The organism is Streptomyces sp. NRRL B-24484, from assembly GCF_000717715.1.
Classification (GTDB): domain Bacteria; phylum Actinomycetota; class Actinomycetes; order Streptomycetales; family Streptomycetaceae; genus Kitasatospora.
In genome coordinates this window covers 170,264-194,730 of record NZ_JOAI01000004.1, presented here as the reverse complement: position 1 = coordinate 194,730, position 24,467 = coordinate 170,264, and the positions used below count along the sequence as shown (strand labels likewise).

General features: G+C 75.6%; 25 protein-coding genes, 1 tRNA gene and 2 pseudogenes. 18 read left to right on the top strand and 10 right to left on the bottom strand.

What is annotated here, in order from left to right:
• Positions 1–59: 59 nt before the first annotated feature.
• Together IE98_RS0105515 and IE98_RS0105510 are read right to left on the bottom strand one after the other, a co-directional pair.
• Positions 60–593, bottom strand: coding sequence for a flavodoxin family protein (locus IE98_RS0105515; protein WP_030265011.1), 534 nt, complete (start codon positions 591–593; stop codon positions 60–62).
• Between the two features lie 184 nt (positions 594–777).
• Positions 778–1,206, bottom strand: coding sequence for an ester cyclase (locus IE98_RS0105510; RefSeq protein ID WP_030265009.1), 429 nt, complete (start codon positions 1,204–1,206; stop codon positions 778–780).
• Between the two features lie 98 nt (positions 1,207–1,304).
• Between IE98_RS0105510 and IE98_RS0105505 the strand changes: the two genes are divergently transcribed.
• The 3 genes from IE98_RS0105505 to IE98_RS0105495 all read left to right on the top strand — a co-directional run bounded on the left by IE98_RS0105505 (position 1,305) and on the right by IE98_RS0105495 (position 5,153).
• Positions 1,305–1,931, top strand: a complete 627-nt coding sequence (locus IE98_RS0105505; protein WP_030265006.1) for a TetR/AcrR family transcriptional regulator C-terminal domain-containing protein — start codon at positions 1,305–1,307, stop codon at positions 1,929–1,931.
• 194 nt (positions 1,932–2,125) lie between these two features.
• Positions 2,126–2,464: a hypothetical protein gene (locus IE98_RS42080; protein WP_324605746.1), complete on the top strand. Its 339-nt coding sequence runs from the start codon at positions 2,126–2,128 to the stop codon at positions 2,462–2,464.
• 502 nt (positions 2,465–2,966) lie between these two features.
• Positions 2,967–5,153 (top strand): SpoIIE family protein phosphatase, encoded by a 2,187-nt coding sequence (locus tag IE98_RS0105495; RefSeq protein WP_030265004.1) that lies wholly within the window; start codon positions 2,967–2,969, stop codon positions 5,151–5,153.
• Positions 5,154–5,165: 12 nt separating this feature from the next.
• Here IE98_RS0105495 and IE98_RS0105490 read toward each other — a convergent pair whose 3' ends face one another.
• On the bottom strand, positions 5,166–6,005 hold the full coding sequence (locus IE98_RS0105490; protein WP_030265002.1) for a patatin-like phospholipase family protein: 840 nt from the start codon (positions 6,003–6,005) through the stop codon (positions 5,166–5,168).
• Positions 6,006–6,153: 148 nt separating this feature from the next.
• Positions 6,154–7,278: a phosphate ABC transporter substrate-binding protein PstS gene (pstS, locus tag IE98_RS0105485; protein ID WP_030264999.1), complete on the bottom strand. Its 1,125-nt coding sequence runs from the start codon at positions 7,276–7,278 to the stop codon at positions 6,154–6,156.
• A 259-nt stretch (positions 7,279–7,537) separates the two neighbouring features.
• Between pstS and tmpA the strand changes: the two genes are divergently transcribed.
• From tmpA to IE98_RS0105455, 7 genes and pseudogenes are all read left to right on the top strand, one after another.
• Positions 7,538–9,274: a phosphonate degradation HD-domain oxygenase gene (tmpA, locus tag IE98_RS42075; RefSeq protein WP_063748866.1), complete on the top strand. Its 1,737-nt coding sequence runs from the start codon at positions 7,538–7,540 to the stop codon at positions 9,272–9,274.
• Positions 9,247–9,678: pseudogene (locus IE98_RS52500) on the top strand (Imm32 family immunity protein); the annotation flags it as partial. The gene tmpA and the pseudogene IE98_RS52500, both read left to right, overlap by 28 nt.
• Positions 9,679–10,030: 352 nt before the next feature.
• Positions 10,031–10,582 carry a DinB family protein gene (locus IE98_RS0105475; RefSeq protein ID WP_030264992.1) on the top strand — a complete coding sequence of 184 codons (552 nt, stop codon included), beginning with the start codon at positions 10,031–10,033 and terminating at the stop codon, positions 10,580–10,582.
• A gap of 117 nt (positions 10,583–10,699) precedes the next feature.
• On the top strand, positions 10,700–10,861 hold the full coding sequence (locus IE98_RS48915) for a hypothetical protein (RefSeq protein ID WP_159400836.1): 162 nt from the start codon (positions 10,700–10,702) through the stop codon (positions 10,859–10,861).
• The gene (locus IE98_RS44270; RefSeq protein WP_159400835.1) at positions 10,858–11,157 is read left to right on the top strand and encodes a hypothetical protein; all 300 of its coding nucleotides are present in this window, start codon (positions 10,858–10,860) and stop codon (positions 11,155–11,157) included. The genes IE98_RS48915 and IE98_RS44270 overlap by 4 nt, the downstream gene beginning before the upstream one ends.
• Positions 11,158–11,346: 189 nt before the next feature.
• On the top strand, positions 11,347–12,747 hold the full coding sequence (locus IE98_RS0105460; protein WP_030264979.1) for an amidase: 1,401 nt from the start codon (positions 11,347–11,349) through the stop codon (positions 12,745–12,747).
• A 270-nt stretch (positions 12,748–13,017) separates the two neighbouring features.
• Positions 13,018–14,208 (top strand): UDP-N-acetylglucosamine--N-acetylmuramyl-(pentapeptide) pyrophosphoryl-undecaprenol N-acetylglucosamine transferase, encoded by a 1,191-nt coding sequence (locus tag IE98_RS0105455; RefSeq protein WP_052390155.1) that lies wholly within the window; start codon positions 13,018–13,020, stop codon positions 14,206–14,208.
• 89 nt (positions 14,209–14,297) lie between these two features.
• Here IE98_RS0105455 and IE98_RS0105450 read toward each other — a convergent pair whose 3' ends face one another.
• Entirely contained in the window at positions 14,298–14,639 is a 342-nt protein-coding gene (locus IE98_RS0105450) for a hypothetical protein (RefSeq protein ID WP_030264974.1), read from the bottom strand.
• Positions 14,640–15,036: 397 nt separating this feature from the next.
• Here IE98_RS0105450 and IE98_RS0105445 point away from each other — a divergent pair, with 397 nt between their 5' ends.
• Positions 15,037–15,504: a DUF1348 family protein gene (locus IE98_RS0105445; protein ID WP_030264972.1), complete on the top strand. Its 468-nt coding sequence runs from the start codon at positions 15,037–15,039 to the stop codon at positions 15,502–15,504.
• A 19-nt stretch (positions 15,505–15,523) separates the two neighbouring features.
• Here the strand turns inward: IE98_RS0105445 and IE98_RS0105440 are convergent, their stop codons facing one another.
• On the bottom strand, positions 15,524–16,090 hold the full coding sequence (locus IE98_RS0105440; RefSeq protein WP_030264970.1) for a TetR/AcrR family transcriptional regulator: 567 nt from the start codon (positions 16,088–16,090) through the stop codon (positions 15,524–15,526).
• A gap of 191 nt (positions 16,091–16,281) precedes the next feature.
• Here IE98_RS0105440 and IE98_RS0105435 point away from each other — a divergent pair, with 191 nt between their 5' ends.
• Both IE98_RS0105435 and IE98_RS52205 read left to right on the top strand, forming a co-directional pair.
• A complete protein-coding gene (locus IE98_RS0105435) occupies positions 16,282–17,004 on the top strand; it encodes a (2Fe-2S)-binding protein (RefSeq protein WP_063748865.1) in 723 nt (240 codons plus the stop codon).
• A 42-nt stretch (positions 17,005–17,046) separates the two neighbouring features.
• Positions 17,047–17,631 (top strand): annotated as a pseudogene (locus tag IE98_RS52205) (Barstar domain containing protein); the annotation flags it as partial.
• A 258-nt stretch (positions 17,632–17,889) separates the two neighbouring features.
• Here IE98_RS52205 and IE98_RS0105425 read toward each other — a convergent pair.
• Both IE98_RS0105425 and IE98_RS0105420 read right to left on the bottom strand, forming a co-directional pair.
• Positions 17,890–18,684 (bottom strand): helical backbone metal receptor, encoded by a 795-nt coding sequence (locus IE98_RS0105425; RefSeq protein ID WP_234443414.1) that lies wholly within the window; start codon positions 18,682–18,684, stop codon positions 17,890–17,892.
• A 262-nt stretch (positions 18,685–18,946) separates the two neighbouring features.
• Positions 18,947–19,579 (bottom strand): TetR/AcrR family transcriptional regulator, encoded by a 633-nt coding sequence (locus IE98_RS0105420; RefSeq protein ID WP_030264962.1) that lies wholly within the window; start codon positions 19,577–19,579, stop codon positions 18,947–18,949.
• Between the two features lie 92 nt (positions 19,580–19,671).
• Here IE98_RS0105420 and IE98_RS0105415 point away from each other — a divergent pair, with 92 nt between their 5' ends.
• From IE98_RS0105415 to IE98_RS0105405, 3 genes are all read left to right on the top strand, one after another.
• A complete protein-coding gene (locus IE98_RS0105415) occupies positions 19,672–20,616 on the top strand; it encodes a beta-ketoacyl-ACP synthase III (protein WP_030264959.1) in 945 nt (314 codons plus the stop codon).
• A 70-nt stretch (positions 20,617–20,686) separates the two neighbouring features.
• Positions 20,687–20,763, top strand: a tRNA-Met gene (locus tag IE98_RS0105410).
• Positions 20,764–20,854: 91 nt separating this feature from the next.
• Positions 20,855–21,529: a formylglycine-generating enzyme family protein gene (locus tag IE98_RS0105405; RefSeq protein WP_030264956.1), complete on the top strand. Its 675-nt coding sequence runs from the start codon at positions 20,855–20,857 to the stop codon at positions 21,527–21,529.
• A 145-nt stretch (positions 21,530–21,674) separates the two neighbouring features.
• On the opposite strand, the gene IE98_RS0105400 is transcribed toward IE98_RS0105405, so the two are convergent.
• Positions 21,675–22,253, bottom strand: coding sequence for a MarR family winged helix-turn-helix transcriptional regulator (locus tag IE98_RS0105400; RefSeq protein ID WP_030264953.1), 579 nt, complete (start codon positions 22,251–22,253; stop codon positions 21,675–21,677).
• Between the two features lie 110 nt (positions 22,254–22,363).
• Here IE98_RS0105400 and IE98_RS42065 point away from each other — a divergent pair, with 110 nt between their 5' ends.
• Positions 22,364–23,257 (top strand): DUF1028 domain-containing protein, encoded by an 894-nt coding sequence (locus tag IE98_RS42065; RefSeq protein WP_052390154.1) that lies wholly within the window; start codon positions 22,364–22,366, stop codon positions 23,255–23,257.
• A gap of 100 nt (positions 23,258–23,357) precedes the next feature.
• Here IE98_RS42065 and IE98_RS0105390 read toward each other — a convergent pair whose 3' ends face one another.
• Entirely contained in the window at positions 23,358–23,849 is a 492-nt protein-coding gene (locus IE98_RS0105390; RefSeq protein WP_030264949.1) for a MarR family winged helix-turn-helix transcriptional regulator, read from the bottom strand.
• Between the two features lie 144 nt (positions 23,850–23,993).
• Between IE98_RS0105390 and IE98_RS0105385 the strand changes: the two genes are divergently transcribed.
• Complete coding sequence (locus tag IE98_RS0105385; RefSeq protein WP_030264948.1) at positions 23,994–24,368, top strand: DoxX family protein; 375 nt, start codon at positions 23,994–23,996, stop codon at positions 24,366–24,368.
• Positions 24,369–24,467 lie beyond the last annotated feature (99 nt).

The following is a 24,467-nucleotide window of genomic DNA, read 5'->3' as shown; positions in this document are numbered from 1 at the left end:
CAGCGACCGGCGGTCCCGTTCCCGGGGCCGCCGGTCGGTGCGTTCCGGACCTCGGGGCGTCAGATCAGCGCCGCGCCCCAGGCCTTGGCCCGCTCGAGTTCGCCGGTGCGGATCGGCCCCTCGGCGTCCTCGACGACGAAGCCCTCAGGCCGGGCGACCACGTCGTAGTGGTGGTGAGACAGCCGGCGGGCGATGCCGTGCGCGGCTCCGCCGCTCGCCCTGATGTCGGCGCGGGTGTCGAAGGCGGCGGCGCGCACGCCCGGTCCGCCCTCGGGCAGCGAGTGGAACCAGCCGCGCAGGCCGGGGCCGTTGCCAGCGGCCGCGGCGGTCCGCTCCGCGGCGCCGTCCGGGTCCTTCTTCTTCTCCGCGGCGACGGCCATCCGGCGGCTCAGCGCGGAGGTCATGCCGTGCATGTGGGTGGGGCCGCCGACCACGAGAAGGTCGGCCGACCGGGTGACCTCCGGTCCGGCCTCGGCCGCCGGCAGGCACCGCACGACCGCCTCCGGCTGTGCCGTCTGGACGCCGTCCGCCACGGCCTCGGCCACCTCGCGCGTGTTGCCGTAGATGCTCTCGTACACGATGACCGCACGCATGGCTCTCACCCTCTTCTCCCCGATCGGCTCCTCCCGCGCGGTCCTCCTCCTGCGCGGCCCGCCCGTTCGGCGGCCCCCGTCACTTCCATGCCAGCACGGCCGCGGCGCGGGGCACAGGGCCGGCGGGGGCCGACCGCCGGGCCGGACGGCCCCGGGGCGCCGGGACTTCGGGCCCGTGCGGGGGTCAGTCCGCCGTCGGCCAGTCCCAGCCGAGCTGGAGGAAGAGGCCGAGCCGGTCGGAGACGCCGCGGATCTCGGTGATCCGGCCGTCCACGACGGTGAAGACGAAGATCGCCTCGTTCTCGAAGGCGCGGCCGGTCGGGACGGGCATCCGGGGATGGGCGCCGGAGCTGACGCCGGACTGGGTGATCCGGGCGACCACCCGGTCGCCCTCGGCGATCAGCTCGTCGATCCGCGCGCGGTACGGCGCCAGCGCGGAGAGCTGCATCCCGATCGCGGCGAAGGCGGCGCCCGGCTCGTCCGGCTCGCCGTGAATGATCTTGTTGTGGTCGACCACGTCGGCGGCCAGGTAGTCGCCGAGGTCGGCCGTCCGAGCCTCGTCGAGGGCGGCGAAGAAGTCGGTGACGAGCTGCTTGTTCCGGTCCGCGGACATGGTCCGAATCCCCCTTACGATGTAAGACTGCGATGTGCGCTACTCTCGCCTTACGCCGTAAGAAAGTCAAGCGGACCCGCTCGCGAACGGAGACAGCCGTGGACGCCGCCACCCCCAGGAGGGCCGGGCTCAGCCGGGAGAAGGTGCTGCACGCGGCCCTCGACCTCGCCGACCGGGACGGCGTCGAGAAGCTCTCCATGCGCCGGCTCGGCGCCGAACTCGGCGTCGAGGCGATGACGCTCTACCACTACGTGCCGAACAAGGCCGCCCTGCTGGACGGCCTCGTCGAACGGGTCGTCACCGCCGTCCGCCCCGAGCTGGACGGCCCCGCCGACGCCTGGCCCGAACGGCTGCGGGACTTCGCCACCGCCTTCCGCGCCGAACTGCTCCGCCACCCGGGGGTGATCGTGCTGGTCGCCACCCGCCCGGCCCGCTCCGCGGAGGCGCTGCGGATCGTCGAGGACACCGCGGCCTTCCTGGGCCGGGCCGGCATCGCGCCCGTGGACGCCCTGCGGATCGTCAACTCCGTGGCCACCCTGGTGATCGGCCAGTGCCTGGCCGAGGCGGCCACCACCCCCGGCCACCCCGACGAACCGACCGACACCGACCTCACCGCCCACCCCACCCTCGCCGCCGCCGTGGCCGGCGGTCTCGGCACCCCGGAGGACCACCGGGCCCGCTTCGACCTCGCCCTCGGCGCGCTGCTCGCCGGCCTCCGCCGCTGACCCCGCCGCCCGGGGCCGTACGGCGGCCGGGCGGTGTCCGCCCCTCCGCGGTGGGGGAACCACGGGGCGCCGGCCTGGCCCGACACCGGGCGGGTCCGGCCGGCAGGCCGGCCGGACCGTCCGAGGAGAGGGGGCAGGTGCCATGAGCGAGGAGGACGGGGCGGCACCCCGACGGGGAGACGCCGTCCGAGCGCGTGGACGCGCTCACCGAGCAGCTCAAGGAACGCATCTACGCCACCATCACCATGGTCGCCGTGGTGGTCGGCCTCTCCGCCGTCGAGTCCCTGACGACCTGGAAGGCCGCCCTCGCGGTCTGCGCCACGGCCGTCGGTCTCTGGCTCGCCACCCTGGTCGCCGACGAACAGGCGCACCGGATCGTCCACCGCCGCCTCGCCTCGGGCCGCGACCTCCGGAGGATGCTGTTCGTCAGCAGCCCGCTGCTGCTCTCCGCCGTCGGCCCGCTGCCGCTGATCGGCGCCTCCGCGGTCGGCCTGACGGGCTGCACACGGCGCTGCTCGCCTCGGTCGCCGTGAGCGTGGCCGCCCTGTTCGTCCGGGGCTGCACGGGTGGCCTGCGGATGGGCAGCGGATGGGCAGCGGCCCCTCGCGGCCGTCCTCGCGGGCCTGGTCGGAGCCGTCATCGGCCTCGCCGTGGTCCTCGTGGAACCCGCCGGCCACTGACACCGCACACCCCGGCCCCGGGCGGGAACAGGAGCGGGCCGCGGCCTCAGAGCCGGCGCCCGCGCTGCTCGCCCGGACCGTCCGTGCCCGACCCGCGCGGCGGTGGATCCGCGTCCGTGCCTCCGTGCCCGGCCGCGCCCTCGGTGACCCCGGCGGAGGCGTCGGCCGGCAGCCCTCCCGTCCGGCGGGCTGCCGCTGCGGTACCGGCGTACCGTCCCGGTTATGGGAGCTGCACCGTTCCGCCGATCCGGGGGGAAGGGGTGCACCCGTCCGGCGCGGCGCCGGCGGGCCGGGAACGGCCGCCGCCCGGGACCCGGCCGGGTGGGCCCGGGGCGCCGGGGGAGAGGGGCCCGCGGTGTCCGCGACCGCTGAGACCCCGCCCGTCCCGCGCCGGCCGTCGGTCGAGGCGCTGGTCGAGGCGCTCGCCGTCACCGTCCGTCGTGCGGACGCCAGCGTCGGCGGCCTCTTCCTGCTCGCCCCCGACGAACCGGTGCTGCGTTTGGCAGTGATGTACGGCGTGCCGCTGGACTTCGTCGCGCCCTGGCTCCGGCTGCCGCTGAGCGGCCCCACGCCCATCACCGACGCCACCCGCGAGCAGCGGCTGGTGTGGATCGGCAGCCAGGAGGACATGGTGCGCCGCTACCCGCGGGTCGCCGCCGCCCTGCCCTACCGGTTCTCGCTCGCCGCGGCCCCGGTCGTCGGCGAGCACCGCACCTGGGGCGCCCTCCAACTGCTCTGGCCCGCCGACCACGCCGCGCACGCCACCCGCCGGGACTGCGACAACGCCGCGGCCGGCGCCCGGCGGGCGGCCCGCCTGCTCGACGCGGCGGGAGGCCCGCCCGAGCTCCCCGACCAGCCGTGGATCGTCCCCGACGAACTCGTCCGCCCCCGCGCGGAGCAGGACGGGCAGGCCGCCGCCGACTACGCCGAGCGCCTGCCCGAGGGCGCGCTCGCGCTCGACCTGGAGGGCCGGATCACCTTCCTGACGGCCACCGCGGCCGGCCTGCTCGGACTGCCCGCCGAGGAGCTGATCGGCGCGCTGCCCTGGAGCGTCCTGCCCTGGCTCGACGACCCCGCGCTGGAGGAGCGCTACCGGACGGCGGTGATCAGCCGCGAGCCCACCGCCTTCACCGCTCTGCGGCCGCCCGACCGGCCGCTGGAGTTCCAGCTCTTCCCCGACCCCGGCGGCATCAGCGTCCGGATCACGCCGAGCACCCGCACCGCACCGCCGGCGACCACCGGAGCGGGCGAAGAATCCGGAGCAGCGCCCGGAGGAGTCCTCGCCGAGCGGCCGGCCGGCGAGCCCGGCGCGGCGTTCTCGCCCTCGATCGGGCGCCTCCAGCAACTCATGCACCTCGCCGCCGCACTGACCGAGGCCGTCGGGGTGCGCGACGTCGTCGACATGGTCGCCGACCAGATCCTGCCGGCGTTCGGCGCCCAGGCCCTCCTCCTCTCCGCGGCCGACGCCGGCCGGCTGCGGATCATCGGCCACCGGGGCTACTCCGCCGAGGCCGTCGAACGGCTGGACGGCCTGCCGCTGGACACCGCCCTCAGCCCCGCCGGACGGGCGCTCACCGACGGCATCCCGTCCTTCTTCGCCAGCCCCGCCGAGATCGCCCGGAGCTACCCGGACGCGCCCCGGATCAGCGGGAAGCAGGCCTGGGCGGTCCTCCCGCTGATCGTCTCCGGCCGGCCCGTAGGCGTCTGCGTGGTCTCCTACACCCGCCCGCACGCCTTCACCGCCGACGAACGCGCCGTCCTCACCTCGCTCGCCGGCCTGATCGCCCAGGCCCTGGACCGGGCCCGCCTCTACGACGCCAAGAACGACCTCGCCCACGGCCTGCAGGCGGCGCTGCTGCCCCGCACCCTGCCGCGGCTCGACGGGCTGGACTTCGCCGCCCGCTACCTGCCCGCCAGCCTCGGACAGGACATCGGCGGCGACTTCTACGACCTCATCAGGCTCGACGAGCGCACCGCCGCCGCCGTCATCGGCGACGTCCAGGGCCACAACGTCGCCGCGGCCGCCCTGATGGGCCAGGTCCGCACCGCCGTGCACGCCCACGCCGCCGCCGGTGCCGCCCCCGACCAGGTCCTCGCCCGCACCAACCACCTGCTGATCGACCTCGAACCCGACCTCCTGGTCTCCTGCCTCTACGTCCACCTCGACCTGCGCCGCCGCCAGGCCACCCTCGCCTCCGCCGGCCACCCGCCGCCGCTGCTGCGCCGCCCGGGCGGCCGCGCCCACCTGCTCGACCTGGAACCGGGCCCGCTGCTCGGCATCGAGGTGGCCGCCGGCTACCCGCTCACCACCCTGCCGCTGCCCGACGGCACCCTGCTCGCGCTCTACACCGACGGACTGGTGGAGGTGCCCGGCACGGACCTCGAGCTGATCACCGACGGCCTCGCCGCGCACCTCTCCGACCACCGCTCCGACGGCCTCGACGACCTCATCGACGGCCTGGTCCGGGTCGGTTGGCCCTCCGGGCAGCACACCGACGACATCGCCCTGCTCCTGCTGCGGGCCACCCGCCCCGCGCACTGAGCCCACGCCGCCTCAGCGGCCCAGCACCGCCGCCGCCGCACCGGCGCAGGCCGCTCCCTGCCGGCGGCCGGCCTCGGCCACGGCCGCCCGGCGCGAGGCGTCGAGCAGATTGCGGCCGATAGTCCGGCGGGCGTCGGCGTCCGGCGTGAGCACGAGGACCTCGGCGCCCTCCGCGGCGAGTTCGGCGCCCTGCGCCACGGCGTCCGGGTGCGGCCCGACCGCCCGGGGCACCGGGGCGAGCGCGAGGACCCGCCGGTGACCGCGCGCCAGCTGCACGTTGGTGGTCGACCGGGTGCCGCCGTCCATCCAGCGCCGTCCCGCGGCCGACACCGGCGGCCAGAGCACCGGCACGGCCGAGCTGGCGGCCACGGCCAGCGGCAGCGGTACCCCCGAGGACGCGTCGAAGACCGCGAGCTCACCGGTCAGCGCGTCGACCGAGGCCAGCCGCAGGTCGCGGTCGGGCCAGTCGCGGACGCCGTCGAGCAGCACGCCGATCACCGCGAGGACCGCCGACTCGGGCGCCGCCCGGGAGGCCAGGGCGGCCCGGCCGAGGCGCCGGACGGACCGCTCCGGGTCGCGGGCGGCCAGCGCGGCCCAGAGGTAGCGGGCGGTCTGACCTGCCGTCACCCGGACGTCCACCGAGGGAGTGCCCGCGAGCTCGCCCGCGAGGAGCTGCGCGGGGTCGACCCCGGAGGTGAGCCGGGCGCCGAGGACGGCACCCGCCGAGGTGCCGATCACGGTGTCCGCGCCGGTCGGGTCGACCCCGGCCCCGGCCAGACCGGCGAGCACGCCGATCTCCCACGCACCGCCCAGCGTCCCGCCGCCGCCGAGCACCAGAGCCGTGTCCGCCATAGTCCCACCCCTTCCAGCAAAACGGGGACAACTCCCCGTTTGATGGTCCGACAGTAGCACCGGGCCCGACGGCAGCAGGGCGGGGCCGCAGCCCACGGGCCCGTGAGCCCGCCCCCAGGGCGGGGCGGGCTCACGCCGGGGGCGCTGCTCAGGACAGTGTCGGGATCACTGCCTGGACCTTGGAGGCGACCTCCTGCGGCAGCGGGACGTAGCCCTTCGCGCCGATGGCCTGCTGGGCGGGCGCGCTGATGGTGTAGGTCAGGAAGGACTTGAGGGCGTCCAGCGTGCCGGCCCTGTTGCCCTTGTCACAGACGATCTCGTAGGTGACCAGGACGATCGGGTAGGCGCCGGGCGCCGTGGTCGCGTAGTCGAGGTCCAGCGCGAGGTCGCTGCCGGTGCCCGCGACCGTGGCCCCGGCGAAGGTGGTGGCCGCGTTGGCCGCCGTCGCGGCGACCGGCTGCGGGGCGCCGGTGCTGATCGCGGCGCTCCTGAGGCCGTTGGTCTCGGCGTAGGAGAGCTCGACGTAGCCGATCGAGTTCTGCACCTGCTTCACCTGCGCCGACACGCCGGCCGAGCCGTTGGCGGACTGGCCGCCCCGTCCGGCCCAGGTCTTGCCCGGGGGGTACGGCCAGGCGCCGTGGCCGGCCGCCGCGAGGTAGGCCGTGAGGTTCGCGGTGGTGCCCGAGTCGTCGCCGCGGTGGAAGCTCTGGATCGTGGCGTTCGGCAGCGCGGCGCCCGGATTGAGGGCGGCGATCGCCGGGTCGTTCCACTTGGTGATCTGCCCGTCGAAGACCTTGGCGACGGTCGGGGCGTCGAGCACCAGGCCGTCGACGCCGTCGACGTCGTACACGATCGAGATCAGCCCGGCGACCATCGGCAGGTCGATGCCCTGCCCCCCGGTGCACACCTGCTTCGAGGCCGTGACCTCCTCCGGCTTCAGCGGCGCGTCCGACCCGGCGAAGGTGACCTTGCCCTGGTTGAACTGCTGCACGCCCGCCCCCGAACCGCCGCCGCCGTAGGTGACGGTGATGTCCGGGCACGCCGTCCCGAAGGCGACCTTCCAGATGTCGACGGCGTTCGCCTGCGCGGTCGAGCCCGCGCCGAGCAGCTGCCCGGAGCCGTTGCAGGCGATCGACGTGCCGCTCGCCGGCCCGGACGGCGCCGCGCCGACCGGAGCCGGGTCGGAGCCGCAGCCGGCGGTGGTGGCGAGGGCGGCGGTGAGGGCGGTGGCGCCGGCCAGCAGGCGGGCGGTGGACAAGGTCCGGCGGATCATGGGGATCTCCAGGGCGGCGGACGCGGACGGCGGTCGGGCCCATCGTCGGCCCGTGCCGCGCACCGTCGCACGGCCGACATGCCGTCGGCTCGCCCGAACGAGTGGCCCCGGCGGCCCCGTCCTCCCGCCCGTGGCCTGCTGTTTCCCTTCCCTTAACCTGGGCGTGCGGGGCCGGTCACCGGCCTTCGGCAGGGTCGCCGTCGAGAGCGGGTTGACTGTACAACTCGGCCCGATACGGCCGCCGTCCGAAGGACCCAGCATGTCCGATCCCCGTGCCCTGTCCGGCTACTGGCTGCGCGACAACTGCCCCTGTGCCGAGTGCCGCGACCCCGGCAACGACCAGAAGCTGTTCCAGATCACCGACCTGCCCGCCGGCCTCGCCGTCCGCGAGAGCACCGAGCAGGACGGTCACCTGGCGGTGCTCTGGTCCGACGGCCACCGCTCCCGCTACCCGCTCGCCCGGCTCGCCGCCGCCACCGGTCCCGGCCTTGGCGACCCGGATGTCCCGGCGGACCCGGACACCGCGGACACCGCGCTCCGGCACCCCGGCGACCACCGCACCGAGGCCGCCAAACGGCTGTGGCGCGCCGCCGACTTCGCCGCCGGTGTCCCCGAGGCCCACTGGGACGCCTACCTCGCCGACCCCGCCGAACGCGCCGCGGTGCTGCGCGCCGTCCGCCACCTCGGCTTCGCCGTCCTGCGCGGCGTCCCCGCCACCGACCGCCAAGTGCTCGCCGTCGTCCGCACCTTCGGCCACGTCCGGGTCACCAACTACGGCGAACTCTTCGACGTCCGCGTCGAACCCGATCCCAACAACCTCGCCTTCACCAGCGCCGCCGTCGCCCCGCACACCGACAACCCCTACCGCGACCCGGTGCCCACCCTGCAACTGCTGCACTGCCTGGAGAACGCCGCCGAGGGCGGCGACTCCGGCCTGGTCGACGGCTTCGCCGCCGCCGACCTGCTGCGCACCGAGGCCCCCGCGGACTTCGCCCTGCTCACCCGGACACCCGTCCCCTTCGTCTTCCGCGACCGCACCACCGAACTGCACGCCGAACGGCCGCTGATCGAGACCGACGCCCTCGGCCGGATCCGCGAGATCCGCTTCAACAACCGCTCGATCGGCACCCTGCGGCTGCCCGCCGCCGACCTCGACGCCTTCTACGCCGCCTACCGCCGCTTCGCCGGGATCACCCTGCGCCCGGAACTCCGGCTGACCTTCCGCCTCGACCCCGGTGACTGCCTGGTCTTCGACAACACCCGGCTGCTGCACGCCCGCACCGCCTTCGACCGGGACGGCCGCCGCCACCTCCAGGGCTGCTACGCCGACCTGGACTCGCTGGCCTCCGCCCTCGCCGTCCTGGACCGCCACACCGAGGCGCTGGACACCCTCCAGGAACTCTTCGAGGGCGCGGGCGCCGCGGAGTACCTCGGCGAGGCCGTCACCCAGGCCGAGCACATGCGGCAGGCGGCCCTCCTCGCCCAACGGGACGGCGCCCCGGCGCACCTCGTGGCGGCCGCCCTGCTGCACGACGTCGGCCACTTCCACGGCGCCGTCACCGGCGCGCAGTTGATGGCCGGCACCGACAACCGGCACAGCCGCACCGGCGCTGACCTGCTCGCCCGCTGGTTCGGTCCGGAGGTCACCGAGCCGATCCGGCTGCACGTCGACGCCAAGCGCTACCTGTGCGCGGTGGAGCCGGAGTACCGGGCCGGCCTCTCCGAGGCCTCCGAGCACACCCTCCGGGTGCAGGGCGGCCCGATGGACACCGGGGAGGCCGCCGCCTTCGCCGCCCTGCCCGCCGCGGCCGACGCCGTCGCCCTCCGCCGCTGGGACGACCGGGCGAAGTCCACCGACGCCGACACCCCCGGCTTCGACCACTTCCGCCCCCTCCTCGCCGACCTCCTGGCCGCAGGAGCGGCAGGAGCGGCAGGAACGGCAGGAACGGGCGGAGCGGCGCCGGAGTTGTGCGGCACGGCCGAACGACGCCGCTGACGCGTCCGGCGGCCGACCGGCATGACGGGGGCCGATCCCGAAGGCGGACCGACCGCGTGAGGCTCACCCGTGACCCCGTGTCCGGCGAGGTCGACGTCACCGCCTCGGCCGAGGAACTCCACGGTCTGGCGGACGCGGTGGCCGAGGGCGAGGGGCCGCTCACCGCCGCGCCCTCGTCCGACACCGACGCCCTGGTGGGGGTGGAGGTCAGGAGGGCGGCCGGCCCCGGCGTCCTCGTACGGCTGGATCGCGAGCGGCGGATCCTCGTGATCGGCGGCGGCTCCGCCGGCCGGTCGGTGTTCGCGGACAACCTGCGTGGCCTCGCTGCTGCCGAGGACGGCGGCCACCTCCACGTCGAGCACGTCCCCGGACACTTCTACCTCGCGGAGGGCTCGCTGCCGTTGACGGTCAACGGCCCGCACGGCGGCATGCCGGCCCGCCGAGCCGGTCGTCGGACGCCGCCGCCGGACGCCCCGTCCGACTGGCGCTCCCTCGACGGTTCGGACGCGGAGCCTTCCCCGCGAATTGCTTCGGGTGCAGCCCTTCCCTTGGAACGGGCGGCCGTGGGAAAGTGTCCGCTCCTGGGGAGGCGGGTCTGTCACCTGGTGGAACAGGTGCTTCACGCCTCGCTGTGTCGGGTCCGCTCGCGCACACGGGCGGCACCGCGGGTGCCCGGCAGCTGCCATGCGGCCGGGCACTCGTCCGCGCCCCGGGCCGGGGCTTTCCCGACGCCGCGGCAGGGGCCAGGATGCCGGTATGACCCAGCCCGCCCGACGCGCAGAACTCTTCGAGGCCGCCGGCAGCGCCGGCCGCTTCGACGGCCCCGCGACCGGAGACGAACGCCCGCTGCTCACCGCCGTGCTGGCCGCCCAGCGGCACACCCTGGAGATGAAGTGCGGCGGGCTCTCCGCCGAGCTGGCCGTACGGTCGGCCGAGCCGTCCACCCTCTCCTTGCTCGGCCTCGTCCGGCACCTCGCCGAGGTGGAGCGGCGCTGGTTCCGGCGCGTCCTCGCCGGACAGGACGCGCCGCCGCTGTTCGTCTCGGAGGCCGACCCCGACGGGGACTTCGACGGTGCCACCGCCGACCCCGGGATCGTCCGGGACGCCTGGCGGGCCTGGCGGGACGAGGTCGCCTTCGCCGAGCGCTTCGCCGCCGAGGCGCCGCACCTCGACGTGGAGGGCCTGGACGACTGGCGCGGCCCCGTCTCGCTGCGCTGGGTGCTCGTCCACATGATCGAGGAGTACGCCCGCCACAACGGCCACGCCGACCTGCTGCGCGAGCGCATCGACGGAGCGGTCGGCGTCTGACCCGTCCGCGGCCGGGGGCGTGGCTGGCCGTCAACCCGCCCGGCGCGACGTGGGACTGACGATGCGCCACCGATCATGGTTGCGGCGCGCTACCGTCTGACCACAGGAGGTGGTGTTGTGGCAGAACCCCAGGTGTGCCCGGGATGCGCCGGGCAGAGCGGCACCGAGAAGGTGCAGCACACGGTGGAGACGGACGTCAGCGGCAGCCAGGTGCACCGCGAGCACCGGTACTGGTCGCCGTGCGGTCGGTGCAGCGGCGCGGGGGTGGTGTACGGATGAGGTCCGTGTTCGTCTGCCGGGAGTGCTCCGTCAGCTACCTGCCCCCCGAGTCGCTCGCCTACAGTGACGGCCCGGCCAGCCCGGTCTGGTGCTCGATCTGCCAGCGGCGCGCCGCCGACCTGGGCGTTCCCGAACCCGTCGCCGCCCGGGCGGTCGCCCTGCTCGCCCAACGCGCCGTCGCCGGGCGGGAGGACGCGCCGTCGACGGCCCGCCCCGGCCCCGACGTCAGGCCCTCCAGGCCGGCCCGGACCCGCCGGTCCAACTCCGGCCCGGGTACCCGGACCCGCCTGGGCTGACGCACCCTCGGCCGCCACCCCATGCCGACTCCCGCGCCGTGCCCCGGCCGCGCCCGTGCCGGCCGGCCCCACTGCTCCCCGTGGCGGACGGCGTCGCGACGCGCCGGAGGGGGCGTGTACCGCAGCAGCCCACGCCCCTAGAATGCGGCCCGCGAACGGTATTACTGGCCGGTAGGAGCGGGGGTTGGCATGACGGACGATCGGGTGCACGCATTCGGTGACGACGTACTCGGGGACCACGACGCGGTGGCACTCGCCGGACTCGTCCGGTCCGGCGAGGCGAGCCCGGACGAACTCGCGGAGGCCGCCGCGGCACGCGCCCGGAAGGTCGACGCCGCCCTCGAACCGGTCGCCTTCGCCGCCCGGCTGCCGCGGCTGACCGCCGAGAGCCGGCTGGCGCCGTTCTACGGCGTGCCCACCTACCTCAAGGACAACGTCGACCTGCACGGCATGCCCACCGGGCAGGGCAGCGCCGCCTTCCGGGCCCGGCCCGCCCGGCGCACCGCCGGCTTCGCCGACCAGTTCCTCGCCACCGGCGTCGCCGTGCTCGGCAAGTCCCGGCTCCCCGAGTTCGGCCTCAACGCCTCCACCGAGTACGCCGCCGCCGAACCGGTGCGCAACCCGTGGAAGCCCTCGCACTCGGCAGGCGCCTCCTCCGGCGGCTCGGCCGCCCTGGTCGCGGCCGGTGTCGTCCCGATCGCCCACGCCAACGACGGCGGCGGCTCCATCCGCATCCCCGCCGCCTGCTGCGGGCTCGTCGGCCTCAAGCCGACCCGCGGCCGCCTGGTGCCCAACGACCAGGGCCGCCGGCTGCCGATCGACCTCGTCACCGACGGCGTGCTCACCCGATCCGTGCGTGACACCGCAGCCTTCTTCGCCGCCGCCGAGCGCCACCACCGCAACCCCGCCCTGCCGCCGCTCGGCCTGGTCGAGGGCCCCGGCAGCCGCCCGCTGCGGATCGGCCTCGTCCTCGACTCGCCGCTCGCCGCGACCGACGCGGCCACCCGCCGCGCCGTCGAGGAGACCGCGGCCAGCCTGGAGGCCCTGGGCCACCGCGTCGAGCCGACCGCACTCCCCTTCGACGAGGGGTTCTCCCGCGACTTCACCCTCTACTGGGGCTACATCGCCTTCCTCATCGCGGCGACCGGCCGCCTGCTGCTGGACCGCAGCTTCCGCACCGCCGATCTCGACGGCCTCACCTCGGGCCTGCGCCGCAGCTTCCACCGCGAGTTCGCGCGCATCCCCGGCGCCCTGCGGCGGCTGCGCCGCGCCGAGCACACCTACGCCGGGATGTTCCGCGACCACGACGCGGTGCTCTCCCCGGTGCTCGCCCACACCGCCCCGCCGCTCGGCCACCTCAGCCCCAACGTGCCGTTCGAGGAACTGATGGGGCGCCTGCAGCGCTACGTGGCCTTCACGCCGGTCAACAACGTGACCGGCGCGCCGGGGATCTCGCTGCCCACCGGCAGCACGGACGACGGCCTGCCGATCGGCGTCCACCTCTCCGCGGCGCACGGGCAGGAACGCGTCCTGCTGGAGCTGGCGTTCGCCCTGGAGGCGGACCGCCCCTGGCGGCGGATCCAGGACTGACCGGAGGCCGCGGGCGTGGGCCGTTCCGCCGCCGGCAGTGCTTCGCGGGACGGCGGGACGGCGAGTCCGCCGTCCCGCCGCTCGACCCGGGCCGGGCGGCCGCCGTCCGACGGGGATTGCCGGCGGTGCAACCACGGGTGCCGCCAGGACGTCCCCCTACCCGGGGTCCCCGGCCGGGGCCTGTGGTGATTGGGCTGATATCGTCCTGATTGTCCAACTGCCCTCCGGCGCGGCCGAGTCCGGGCCGAACGCCCTCACCCGGGAGCGCCCGTGAACCGCGCCGACCACTACCAGCCCGCAGCCGCGCGGCCGTTCCGACTGCTCGTCACCGGCGGCGGCACCGGCGGTCACACCTACCCGGCGCTGACCGCCGTGCGCACCCTGCGGGCCCGACTCGGCGCCGCCGGGCAGGGGCTGGAGGTGCTCTGGGTCGGCACCGCCGAAGGTCTGGAGGCCCGGGTCGCGGCGAACGAGGGCATCCCCTTCGCCACGGTGGCCACCGGCAAGATCCGCCGCTCCTCGAACCCGCTGAAGATGGCCTCGCCCGCCAACGTCCGCGACATGTTCCGGGTCGTCCGCGGCATCCTGCAGGCCCGCAAGGTGGTCGCCGACTTCGCCCCCGACGTGGTGCTCGCCACCGGCGGCTACGTCGCCGTCCCGGTCGGCCGCGCCGCGGGCCGCTGCGGTGCGCCGCTGGTCGTCCACGAGCAGACCGTCCGCCTCGGCCTGGCGAACCGGATGCTCGCCCGGATCGCCGCCCGCTTCGCGGTCTCCTCCGAGTCCACCGTCCCGCTGCTGCCCGAGGGCGCCCGCGCCCGGGCCGTGGTGACGGGCAATCCGGTCCGTCCCGAGGTGTTCCACGGCGTCCCCGCCAAGGCCGTCGAGGCGCTCGGCCTGTACGGCTTCGACCCGCACCTGCCCACCGTGTACGTGACCGGCGGCGCCCAGGGCTCGCTGCAGATCAACGGCCTGGTCGAGGAGGCGCTGCCCTGGCTGCTGACCGGCGCCAACGTCGTCCACCAGTGCGGCGCCGCGCACGCCGACGGCCTGCGGGCCCGGGCCGCCGCACTGCCCCCGCAGCTCGCCGCCCGCTACCTGGTCACGCCCTTCGTCGGCCCCGAACTCCCCGACGTGCTGGCGCTGGCCGACGTGGTCGTCTCCCGCAGCGGCGCCGGCACGATCGCCGAACTCACCGCGCTCGGCAAGGCCTCCGTGCTCGTCCCGCTGGCCTCCTCGGCCGGCAACGAGCAGGCGCACAACGCCGGTCACCTCCAGGACTCCGGCGCGGCCGTGGCGCTGCTCGGCGAGGTGACCGCGGACGACCTGTGCCGGGCCGTCGCACCGCTGCTCGGCGACCCGTCGTGCCGTGCCGAGATGGCGCACCGGGCCCGCGCCCAGGGCCGCCCCGACGCCGCCGAGCGCCTGGTGGACGTCCTGCTGGAGGCCGCCGCGGCGAAGTAGTCCGTTGGCCGCTCCGGAACCACGCGCCGACCGGCGCTCCCTGCGGGGGAGCGCCGGTCGGCGTGTTGCTGCGGGGTACGAAGCCCGGCCTACTGGCCGTTCGACCGGACCTGGGCCTGGATCTCGGCGTCGGCGACGGCGATGGCGACGCCGAGGGCCTCGGTGATGTGCCCGGCGGCGGACATCACCCGGGCCGTCCCGACGATCGGGGCGATCGCCACCAGGACGTCCTGCAGTTGGCTCGCGGTCACGTTGGCCTCGACGGCCGGACCGAGGTGGGCGAGGTAGGAGATCGTCGGTGCGTCCATGGCGGCGAGCGCGGCGATCCGGGTCAGGATGAGCATGTCCTCGCTCATCCCGCACCGCTCGATCGAGTCGATCGTCATCGCGGCGAGGGTGTCCAGGACAGGCGTTTCGGACGTCGTAGGCATGGTCGACTGCCTTCCGAGGAGTGCGGAGCGGAACGGACCGCCGGGCGCGTGCACCCGTTCGGCCGCTTGCAGTCCGACCCTAGGTCACCCGGCCGGATCACGCCGTCCCGGTGTGCGGCATCGGAGTGGTCCCGCCGTCCGGCCCGCCCTCCCGGCGCCGCCGAGCCACCCTGCTATCGCCACCGAGTCGGCCCCCCGGCGCCGCCGAGCCGGCCTTCCGTTGCCGCCGAGCCGGCCGGTCCGTGCCGCGGGTGCGGCTGCCGAGTACTGCGGCGGGCTGCGCCAACTCGCCGGGACGGGTGCGCGTTTGCAGGAGAGCGATCGTTCTCCTAGGGTGGGGCCATCGGGAGAACGGTCGTTCTCTCAACTGGACGAGCCCGCACGGCCGGAGGATCCCATGAGCAAGCGCCCGCCCCTGCCGCCGTTCACCGAGCAGAGCGCGATCGAGAAGGTCCGCCTCGCCGAGGACGGCTGGAACACCCGTGACCCCGAGCGGGTCGCGCTCGCCTACACCGTCGACTCGCGCTGGCGGAACCGCTCCGAATTCGCCATCGGACGCGAGGAGATCGTCGCCTTCCTGACCCGCAAGTGGGCCCGCGAGCACGAGTACCGGCTCGTCAAGGAGCTGTGGGCCCACGGGGAGCGACGCATCGCGGTCCGCTTCGCCTACGAGTGGCACGACGACTCCGGCCGGTGGTTCCGCTCGTACGGCAACGAGAACTGGGAGTTCGACGAGGACGGGCTGATGAGCGTGCGCCACGCCAGCATCAACGACCTGCCGATCGCCGAGGCCGACCGCAAGTACCGCTGGCCGCTCGGCCGCCGACCCGACGGCCACCCCGGTCTGAGCGAGCTGGGGCTCTGAGGCGCCCTCGGCCGGGAGGTCAGGCGGCGGCCGGTGCGGCGGCGGTCAACAGGGCCGCCGCCGCGTCGCGCGCCCTCAGGGCCACCTCGGGGGAGCCGGTGACCGCTGCGGTCGTCATGGCGCCCTCGGCCAGCAGGAACAGCGGGTCGAGCAGGGACTCCGGCCGGCCGGCCAGGCGCAGCAGTCCGCCGAGGTAGTCGCGGAGCGCCGCCTTGTGCGCCCGCACGGCCGCGGCGGCCGCCGGGTCGGTCGCGCCGATCTCGCCGAAGGCGTTGAGGAAGGCGCACCCGCGGAAGTCCGGCTCGCCGAACCAGGCGTGCAGCCAGTCGAAGACCGCCAGGATCCGCCCGTCGCCCGCCGGCCGGGCGTCGGCGAACCCGGTGAGGGAGTCCAGCCAGCGGGCGTCGCGGCGCTGCAGGTAGGCCAGCACCAGGTCGGACTTGGACGGGAAGAGCTGGTAGAACCGCTTGAGTGAGACGCCGGAGGCGGTGCGGATCTGGTCCACCCCGACGGCCTGGATCCCCCGCTCGTAGAAGAGCTGCCCGGCGGCGTCCAGCAGCCGCGTCCGGGCCTCGGCCTGGTCCATCGGTCTCCCCCGGGAGTCTCGGAGAACGTTCGCTCTCCGCCGAGCTTACGCGGTCGGCCGCGCTGGTGTGCGAATGCCGGTGTGCGGAAGCCGGTGTGCGCCTGCGGTCCGCCCCGGATTGCGCGGCCGCCCGCGCCCCTGGTTGGCTTGCCGCGCGGATCGGGCGGCGGGCGGTGGACGGAGGGGTGGCGATGGGGGTGTCCGAGGTGTGGGCCGTGGTCGGCCGGGTCGGACCGTACTTCGCCGTCCGGACGGGCGAGGCGCCGCCGGCCGGGTTCCGGCCCCTGCGGGAGCTGTACGCGGCGGGGCCGGACAGCCCGCTCGCCGGGCGGATCCGCGCGGCCGCGCGGCAGTTGGGCACCCGGGAGCCGCGGGTGGCGGCCTCGGTGGTGCACCTGGGGCTGGCCTCCCGGCTCTGGTCGGTGGCGCTCGGCGCGGCCGCGCTCGGCGGGATCGTCGCGGACCTGCACCCCGACCGCGCCCACGGGCTGCTGCCGGCTCAGGGCACCTTCGAGCTGTGGCTGCCGGACGGGCCGTCCGCCCCGGCCGGGTCGCTCGCCGACGGCCTCCGGCAGGCCGTGGCGGAGGAGAACCTGGCGCCGCTGGCCGCGGCCGTCCGCTCCGTCGCGCCGGTGGCGGAACGCCTGCTCGACGGCAACGCCGCATCCGCCCTGGTCGGCGCCGGCCGGGTGCTGGCCACCGCGCCGTCCGTCCGGCACACCGAGGCCGCCCGCCGCACCTGGTCGCTCGTCCGCGCCCTGCTCGACGCCCCGCCGCTGTGCGGTACCGGGAGCGTCACCGCCCCCGGCCGCCCCCTCGCCTTCCGGCGCACCTCCTGCTGCCTCTACTACCGGGTGCCGGGCGGCGGGGTCTGCGGCGACTGCGTCTTCGACCGCCCCCCGGGCACCCGCTGACAGCGGCCGGCGGGCCGTGGGATCGGCGTTCTCAGGGGGGCGATGCGAGCGGCAGGTCGGGGCGAGAAGTACGCACTCACGTCCGACGAGGACGACGCCGACTTCCGGGGCTCCGCCCGGGAGGCGGACGGACTGTTCACGTCCCTGCCCGGGAACCCGGGCGCGCGGCGGGTGCGCCTCACGGGATGCCGCCCCGAAGGCGGCCTGCTGAGGAGCATCGACCGGATCGGCACGCGTCGTGCCGTGGCGGGCAACGCCGACCTGGAGATCCTCGACACCGCGGGCGTCGCCATGGGGTCCTACTTCGTCAACGAGGTCACCCTCGTGGATGCCCGGCCCTCCGCCCACGGAGGCGGTCTGGTCGACCTGGTCGTGACGCTCTGGTGCGATCCGGCGGTGCCCGGGGCGGGCCGGTTCTGGGAGCCGATCCGGACGGGGTGGCCGGCCCGCACCGGCCTGTGGCACGAACTCGGCCCCGAGGAGCGGCGGGCCTGGCTGTCGGTGGCCCTGTGGTCCCACGCGTACCGGCGGCGGGGGCGGGCCGACACCCCCGCCGGCCGGGTGGTCGTCCTGGACGGCCGGCACGTCGAGGACCGGGACGGCTTCTTCTGCGCGATGGGCGAAGCGGTGAACGGGCCCGGTGGATACTTCGGCTGGAACCCCGACGCCCTCGACGACTGCCTCGGGGCCGCTGGGGCGCCGCGGCCCCGTTCACCCTGCGGTGGACGGACTCGGCGGGCGCCCGGGCCCGACTGGTGGAGCAGGTGCCCGCCGCCGGCGGAACGGTGCTGCTGTTCGACCTGCTCGTGGACATCCTCCGGCGTCGGGGCGTCGAGGTGGTCCCGGAGTGACGCCCCCGGCGGCCGCGGCGTGGCCGACGACGGCTCAGGCCGGGGTTGCGGCGGCGAGGCGGGCGGCGAGGAGGGCCGGGGCCTCGACGAGGGAGGGGCCGTACCAGGTGAGGTGGCGGCCGCTGACCAGGGCGGCGGGGACACCGGGGAAGGCCTCCGGCCCGTCGGTGGCGGTGAAGCAGTAGGGCTCGTCGGGAAGGACGACCAACTCGGCTCCGGCGGCCTGCAGTTCGTCCAGCGGGACGGCCGGGTAGCGCTCCGCGTGGTCGGCGTACAGCTGGTGCACGCCGAGGCGGCGCAGCAGGTCGCCGGCGAAGGTGTCGCGGCCGAGGACCATCCACGGCCGCCGCCAGATCGGGACGAGCGCGCGCCGCGGCGGGCCGGCCGGGACGGGCAGGGACCGCCAGGCGTGCTCGGCCTCGTCGAGCCAGGACGGCCGTGGCAGGCCGCAGGCGGTGGTGAGCAGCCGGTCGAGCGAGGCGAAGGCCTCGTCGAGGGTGCGGACCCGGGTGACCCAGACGGCGAGACCGGCCTCGCGGAGGGCCGCCAGGTCGGGGGCGCGGTTCTCCTCCTCGTTGGCGATCACCAGATCGGGCCGCAGGGCGGCGATCCGGTCGGTGTCCGGGTTCTTGGTGCCGCGGATCCGGACGACGTCCAGTCCGGCCGGGTGGCTGCACCAGTCGGTCGCGCCGGCCAGCAGCCCCGGGCGGGTCGCCTCGACCGCCTCGGTGAGCGAGGGCACCAGCGACACCACCCGGGCGACCCGGCCGAGCCGGACGGGCGTGCCCAGGTCGTCACTGACGGTCCGTTCGGCGGAGGGAAGATCCATGCCGTCCACGGTAGCGGGGACACGGTCCCCACCGCCGGGCCGCCCGGGTGCACCCCGTGGGAGTTGTCTTCAAAGGCACTCGGGAGGTCGTTTCAGGGGCGCGTGGGGGCACCTCCCGGCCGCCAGGCTGGGGGAGAACTGCGCAGTCCGGGATCGGTGCTCCTGACCGGTCCGGCTCGCCCCTGGCCCGCACGGTGGCCCGCATCCGAATTGCGCAGTTCCCCGCGCCCCTCTGTGGAATCCGTCGCCTTGGAGAAGACCCCTAGCGGGGGATCCGGCCGGACGGGGCGTTCGGGCCGAGGAGGCGGTCGAGGCCGCGGCGGGTGCGTGCGGCGGCGCCGGGGGCGCCGAAGAGCTGGAGTTCCTGGTTCAGCGCCAGGTAGAGGCCGCCCAGCTCGTAGACCAGCTGTTCCGGGTCGGTGTCGGCGGGCAGCTCGCCCTCGGTGACGGCCGTCCGCACCTCCGCGGCCAGCCGCCTGCGCCAGACCCGCAGCAGCCGGCCGACCGCGTCGCGGACCGGCCCGCTGCGGGCGTCGAACTCGACGGCGGCGGTGGTGAAGAGGCAGCCGCCGGGGAAGGTGTCGCGGTCCGCCTCCAGGTAGGTGATCCACGCCTCGCAGACGGCCCGCAGCCGGGCCAGGCCGGGCGGCCGGTGCTCGGCGGGCGCCCACACCGTCCGGGAGAAGATCGCCGCCGCACCGTCCAGGGCGGCCAGCTGCAGCGCCTCCTTGGTGCCGAAGTGGCCGAGCACGCCGGCCTTGCTCATGCCCAGGTCGGTGGCGAGGCGGCCGATGGTCAGCCCGTCCAGCCCGTCGACGGAGGCGATCGCGATGCCGTGCTCCAGGATGCGGTCCCGCGTTCTTCGGGCCTCGGCGACGGACTTGCGTGGACTCATGCCGTCATCGTAGCGAGCCGCCACCCTCTTAGCGTCCGACCGGTCGGTTGCTATATTCCCGGGGACCGTCGCCGAGCCGAGGAGAGACCGGCATGCAGGGAAGCCGCATCACCGCACTGGGGCACTACCAGCCCTCCCGCGTCCTGACCAACGACGACCTCGCCGCGATGGTCGACACCAGCGACGAATGGATCCTCCGCCGCACCGGCATCGCCACCCGCCGGATCGCCGCCCCCGAGGAGACCGTCGCCGACATGGCCGCCGCCGCGGCCGAGAAGGCCCTCGCCGCGGCCGGCCTGCAGCCCTCCGACATCGGGCTGGTCACCGTCGCCACCTGCAGTGCGATCGACCGCTGCCCCTCCACCGCCGCCCAGGTCGCCGCCCGCCTGGCGATCCCCGCCGCGGTCGCCTTCGACCTCAACAACGGCTGCGCCGGCTTCTGCACCGCGCTCGCCACCGCCGACCACAGCCTGCGGGCCGGTGCCGCCCGGCACGCCCTGGTCATCGGCGCCGAGAAGATGTCCGACGTCACCGACTGGACCGACCGCAGCACCTGCGTCCTGCTCGGCGACGGCGCCGGCGCCGCGGTGCTCAGCGCCTCCGACACCGCCGGCATCGGCCCCGTCGCCTGGGGCTCCGACCCGTCCCGCGGCAACGCCGTCCGGCTCGTCGACGACTGGCAGCCGCGGTTCGCCCAGGAGGGCCAGTCGGTGTTCCGCTGGGTCACCGGCGAGCTGCCGGCCATCGCCCGCGAGGCCTGCGAGCGCGCCGGCATCGCGCCGTCCGAGCTGACCGGCGTGGTCACCCACCAGGCCAACCTGCGCATCATCGAGGCCCTCGTGCGTCAGCTCGACCTGCCGTCGCACGTCCTGATCGCCCAGGACGTCGTCGAGTCGGGCAACACCTCGGCCGCCTCCGTGCCGCTCGCCCTCTCCAAGCTGACCGAGCGCGGCGAACTGCCCTCCGGCGCCCGGGTGCTGCTCCTCGCCTTCGGCGGCGGCCTCTCCTGGGCCGGCCAGGTCGTCACCTGCCCCTGACGGACACCCGCCCGTCGCACGGAAAACGACTTCCCGTCAGCCAGAGCCCGCCAGTACGGTGAACACACATCGCCGGATGGAGCAGCTCGGTAGCTCGCTGGGCTCATAACCCAGAGGTCGTCGGTTCGAATCCGACTCCGGCCACCATTCCCGAGGGCCCGGCAGGCACCCCTGCCGGGCCCTCGGCATGTCCGCGAACCCCCGCCGAACGGGTCCTGCGGCCGTAGGATGGGCGATCATGGACCTCGGTGCGCACGCCACGATGATCACTGTCCCGGCCGGTGAGGTCGTGCTCACCGACCGGCGCACGCAACGCAGTTGGAGCGTCCGGCCGGCGCCGTACCAGCTCGCCGACGTGCCCGTCACCCGGGCCCTCTACGCCGAGGTCACCGGAGCGGAGCCGAGGACGGGCGGCGGCGACCGGCTGCCCGTCGAGGGCGTCTCCTGGTGGGACGCCGTCCGGTTCTGCAACGCGCTCTCCGTCCGCGAGGGGCTGCGGCCCGCCTACCGGCTGGACGGGGACGGCGAGGGCATCGACCCGGACGCCTCCGCCGACGGCTACCGGCTGCCGACCGAGGCCGAGTGGGAGCACGCCTGCCGGGCCGGCACCGACGGCCCGCACTACGGGCCGCTGGACGAGATCGCCTGGTACCGCGGCAACTCGGGGGAGCGCCTGCACGAGGTGGGTGGCAAGCGGCCCAACGCCTGGGGCTTCCACGACATGCTCGGCAACGTCTGGGACTGGTGCTGGGACGTCTACGACGCCGAGGTCTACGGCAGCTACCGGGTGCTGCGCGGCGGCGGCTGGTTCGACGAGCACTGGAGCTGCCGCGCCTCCGCCCGGCGCCGCAGCCACCCCACCTTCGCCGTCGACGACGTGGGCTTCCGCCTCGCCCGCTCGCTGGCCTCCTGACCCCCGCACCCCCCTCCTGGGGTGTCTCCGAGGTCATGGGTGGTCGCGCGAGGTGCGGGTGGCGCCGTCTCCCGGCCGGAGGCCGGGGGAGGGCCGAGCCCCGGTGCGGTCGGGCCCGCATCCGCAGTGCGCCGTTCCGGACGCCTCAGGGGGTCGGCGGCGCGGCGGGCCGGCCCGCCAGGTGCTCCTCCAGGAGGCGCTGGTTGTCCACCAGGCGCAGGCACAGGTGCCGGAAGGCGGTGAGGTCCTCGGGCGTGAAGCCCCGGAAGACCGCGGCCATGGCGCGGCGGGTCGGCTCCCGGAAGGACGTCAGCCAGGCCCGGCCGTCGTCCGTCACGACCACCCGCACCGACCGGCGGTCCGCCGTGTCCCGTACGCGCTGCACCAGCCCGTCGCCCTCCAGGGTGTCGACCAGGCCCGTGACGTTGCGCGAACTGACCCCGCCGGACCGGGCGAGCTCGCCGACCGTCAGCCCCTCCTCGTCCGCCGCGGCCAGCCGGACGAGGACGTCCAGCCCTCCCGTGCTCAGCCCGCGGCCGCCCGCGCCCAGCGCCCGCAGGCGGTCCACCGCCTGGGTGGCCGACCGCAGCGCCGCCGCAGCCTCCAGCGCCAGGGTGTCGCCGTCCGGGGCGAAGGCCGCCATCGCGGCCCGGACCCCCGGGTCGTAGAACCGGCCGTCGGCACCGGCCGACAGCTCCCTCGAATTGTGTACGTGCTTCATCATGAAGCAATACCCTAATGTCGGAGCGGGCCGGACGGAGGGCCCGCTGGTGGGTTCGCGCCGGAAGGCGGAGGATCTGAGCGGTGGGCGCAACCCGGGGGCGGGAGGCCGCAATGACGTACTCGATCGTGGCGCGCGACCCGGAGACCGGGGCGCTCGGCGTCGCCGTCCAGTCCGCGGCGCTCGCCGTCGGCGCGCTCGTCCCCTGGGCCCGGCCCGGCGTCGGAGCGGTCGCCACCCAGGGCTTCACCGAGACCGCCCACGGCCCCCGCTGCCTCGACGGGCTCGCCGCCGGCATGTCCGCCCCCGACACGCTCGCCGATGCCGTGGCCACCGACCCGGCCGCCGAGATGCGCCAGATCGCCCTCGTCGCCGCCGACGGAACCCTCGCCGCCCGCACCGGCGCCCTCTGCGTCGACCACGCGGGCCACCTCGTCGAGGACGGCTGCGCCGTGCAGGCCAACACGGCCGCCACCGACCGGGTCTGGCCCGCCATGGCCGAGGCCTACACCGCCGCCCGCGGACCCTTCCCGCACCGCCTGCTCACCGCGCTGCGCGCCGCCGAGGCGGCCGGCGGCGACGCCCGCGGCCGGATGTCCGCCGCCCTGCTCGTGGTCGCCGGCACCCGGGGCGAGCCGTGGCAGGGCCGACTCGTCGACCTGCGGACGGACCGCTCCACCGACCCGCTCGGCGACCTCGCGCGGCTGCTCACCGCCGCCGACGCCTACCGCGGCTTCGACCGGGCCGTGGAGGCGCTGTACGGCGGCGACGCGGACGGTGCCCTCCGGGAGGTCGACACCGCCCTCGCCGCGCTGCCCGGCGAACAGGGCCTGCGCTTCCTGCGGGCCGGCGCGCTGATGGCCCGCGGCGAGGCCGCCGCCGCAACCGACGAACTGCACGCCTTGCTCGCGGACCACCCGGGATGGGAGACCGTCCTGCGCGGCTTCGCGGCCAAGGGGCTGCTGCCGCTGCCGCCCGGCACCACCGTCGACGACCTGCTGGACTGAGTGCAGCGGGGCCGCACGGGCCGGCTCGTACCCGCCCGTCCGGTGAAGTCGGCTGCCGCGCCGCGGACTTCGCGCCGCGGCGCGGCCCTGTGGCGGGACGTCAGAGCGGTGCGGGCCCGGGGCAGCTGCCGGTCGGGTCGATGGCGGTGGTGACGCGGCGTCCGATCTCGCGGAGCTGGCGCTGCTGGGTCCTGGTGAGCGGGTCGAAGACCAGGCGGCGGACCTCGGCGACATGGCCGGGGGCGCTGGCCACCACCTTGTCCCAGCCGTCCGCGGTGAGGACGGCCAGGGTGTAGCGGCCGTCCTCGGGGTCGGGGGTGCGGCGGACCCAGCCGCGCTGCTCCAGGCGCTTGACGACGTGCGAGAGGCGGGAGAGCGAACCGTCGGCGAGCACGGCGAGTTCGCTCATCCGCAGGGTGTGCTCGGGCGACATGGAGAGGCCGGCCATCACCTGGTACTCGAAGTGGCTGATGCCCGCGTCCCGTTGGAGCTGGGCGTCCAGCGCGGCGGGCAGCCGGATCAGCATGCTGCCCAGGGCGAGCCAGGACTCCTTCTCCTCCTCGCTCAGCCAGCGCGGCTCCTCTGCGTCCATGGCCACCACCCTAGCGTGGTGCGGAGCGGCCCCGGGGAGACCGCCTCCGACCTCCGGCCGCACTCTGCGGATCACTTGACTCTTCAAGTAAATCCTCCCTATCTTCTGGTTGAAGGTTCAAGTCATGCGTCGGAGGAGACCCGAATGAACACCGCCCTGTGGATCATTGCGATCCTGCTCGCCGCCGCCTTCGTCGCCGCCGGCGCGATGAAGACGGCCCAGCCGAGGGAGAAGCTCGTCGCCGCGGGCATGGCCTGGGCGGGGGACTGGCCCGCGGGCGCGGTCAAGGCGATAGGCGCCGCCGAGGTGCTCGGCGGCCTCGGACTGGTGCTGCCCGCCGCCCTCGGCGTCGCCCCCGTCCTCACCGCCTGGGCGGCCCTCGGCCTGGCGCTGACCATGGTGGGCGCTGCCGCCGTCCACGCACGCCGCAAGGAGTACCCGGGCATCGCCGTCAACCTGGTGCTGCTGGTGCTGGCCGCCGCGGTGGCCTGGGGACGCTTCGGCCCCCAGGCCTTCTGACCCGGCCCGGCCCGCCGGCCGCTGCCCCGGGCTGCAGGTCCGGGGACGTGCCTTCGAAGGCCCACGGACGGCACGGAGGGGCGGGAGGTGCTCCCACGC

Excerpts from the sequence above, each read along its gene's own strand:
- IE98_RS0105515 (WP_030265011.1), bottom strand. The coding sequence starts at position 593 with ATGCGTGCGGTCATCGTGTACGAGAGCATCTACGGCAACACGCGCGAG.
- IE98_RS0105510 (WP_030265009.1), bottom strand. The coding sequence starts at position 1,206 with ATGTCCGCGGACCGGAACAAGCAGCTCGTCACCGACTTCTTCGCCGCC.
- IE98_RS0105490 (WP_030265002.1), bottom strand. The coding sequence starts at position 6,005 with ATGGCGGACACGGCTCTGGTGCTCGGCGGCGGCGGGACGCTGGGCGGT.
- pstS (WP_030264999.1), bottom strand. The coding sequence starts at position 7,278 with ATGATCCGCCGGACCTTGTCCACCGCCCGCCTGCTGGCCGGCGCCACC.
- tmpA (WP_063748866.1), top strand. The coding sequence starts at position 7,538 with ATGTCCGATCCCCGTGCCCTGTCCGGCTACTGGCTGCGCGACAACTGC.
- IE98_RS0105475 (WP_030264992.1), top strand. The coding sequence starts at position 10,031 with ATGACCCAGCCCGCCCGACGCGCAGAACTCTTCGAGGCCGCCGGCAGC.
- IE98_RS44270 (WP_159400835.1), top strand. The coding sequence starts at position 10,858 with ATGAGGTCCGTGTTCGTCTGCCGGGAGTGCTCCGTCAGCTACCTGCCC.
- IE98_RS0105460 (WP_030264979.1), top strand. The coding sequence starts at position 11,347 with ATGACGGACGATCGGGTGCACGCATTCGGTGACGACGTACTCGGGGAC.
- IE98_RS0105450 (WP_030264974.1), bottom strand. The coding sequence starts at position 14,639 with ATGCCTACGACGTCCGAAACGCCTGTCCTGGACACCCTCGCCGCGATG.
- IE98_RS0105445 (WP_030264972.1), top strand. The coding sequence starts at position 15,037 with ATGAGCAAGCGCCCGCCCCTGCCGCCGTTCACCGAGCAGAGCGCGATC.
- IE98_RS0105440 (WP_030264970.1), bottom strand. The coding sequence starts at position 16,090 with ATGGACCAGGCCGAGGCCCGGACGCGGCTGCTGGACGCCGCCGGGCAG.
- IE98_RS0105435 (WP_063748865.1), top strand. The coding sequence starts at position 16,282 with ATGGGGGTGTCCGAGGTGTGGGCCGTGGTCGGCCGGGTCGGACCGTAC.
- IE98_RS0105425 (WP_234443414.1), bottom strand. The coding sequence starts at position 18,684 with ATGGATCTTCCCTCCGCCGAACGGACCGTCAGTGACGACCTGGGCACG.
- IE98_RS0105420 (WP_030264962.1), bottom strand. The coding sequence starts at position 19,579 with ATGAGTCCACGCAAGTCCGTCGCCGAGGCCCGAAGAACGCGGGACCGC.
- IE98_RS0105415 (WP_030264959.1), top strand. The coding sequence starts at position 19,672 with ATGCAGGGAAGCCGCATCACCGCACTGGGGCACTACCAGCCCTCCCGC.
- IE98_RS0105405 (WP_030264956.1), top strand. The coding sequence starts at position 20,855 with ATGGACCTCGGTGCGCACGCCACGATGATCACTGTCCCGGCCGGTGAG.
- IE98_RS0105400 (WP_030264953.1), bottom strand. The coding sequence starts at position 22,253 with ATGATGAAGCACGTACACAATTCGAGGGAGCTGTCGGCCGGTGCCGAC.
- IE98_RS42065 (WP_052390154.1), top strand. The coding sequence starts at position 22,364 with ATGACGTACTCGATCGTGGCGCGCGACCCGGAGACCGGGGCGCTCGGC.
- IE98_RS0105390 (WP_030264949.1), bottom strand. The coding sequence starts at position 23,849 with ATGGACGCAGAGGAGCCGCGCTGGCTGAGCGAGGAGGAGAAGGAGTCC.
- IE98_RS0105385 (WP_030264948.1), top strand. The coding sequence starts at position 23,994 with ATGAACACCGCCCTGTGGATCATTGCGATCCTGCTCGCCGCCGCCTTC.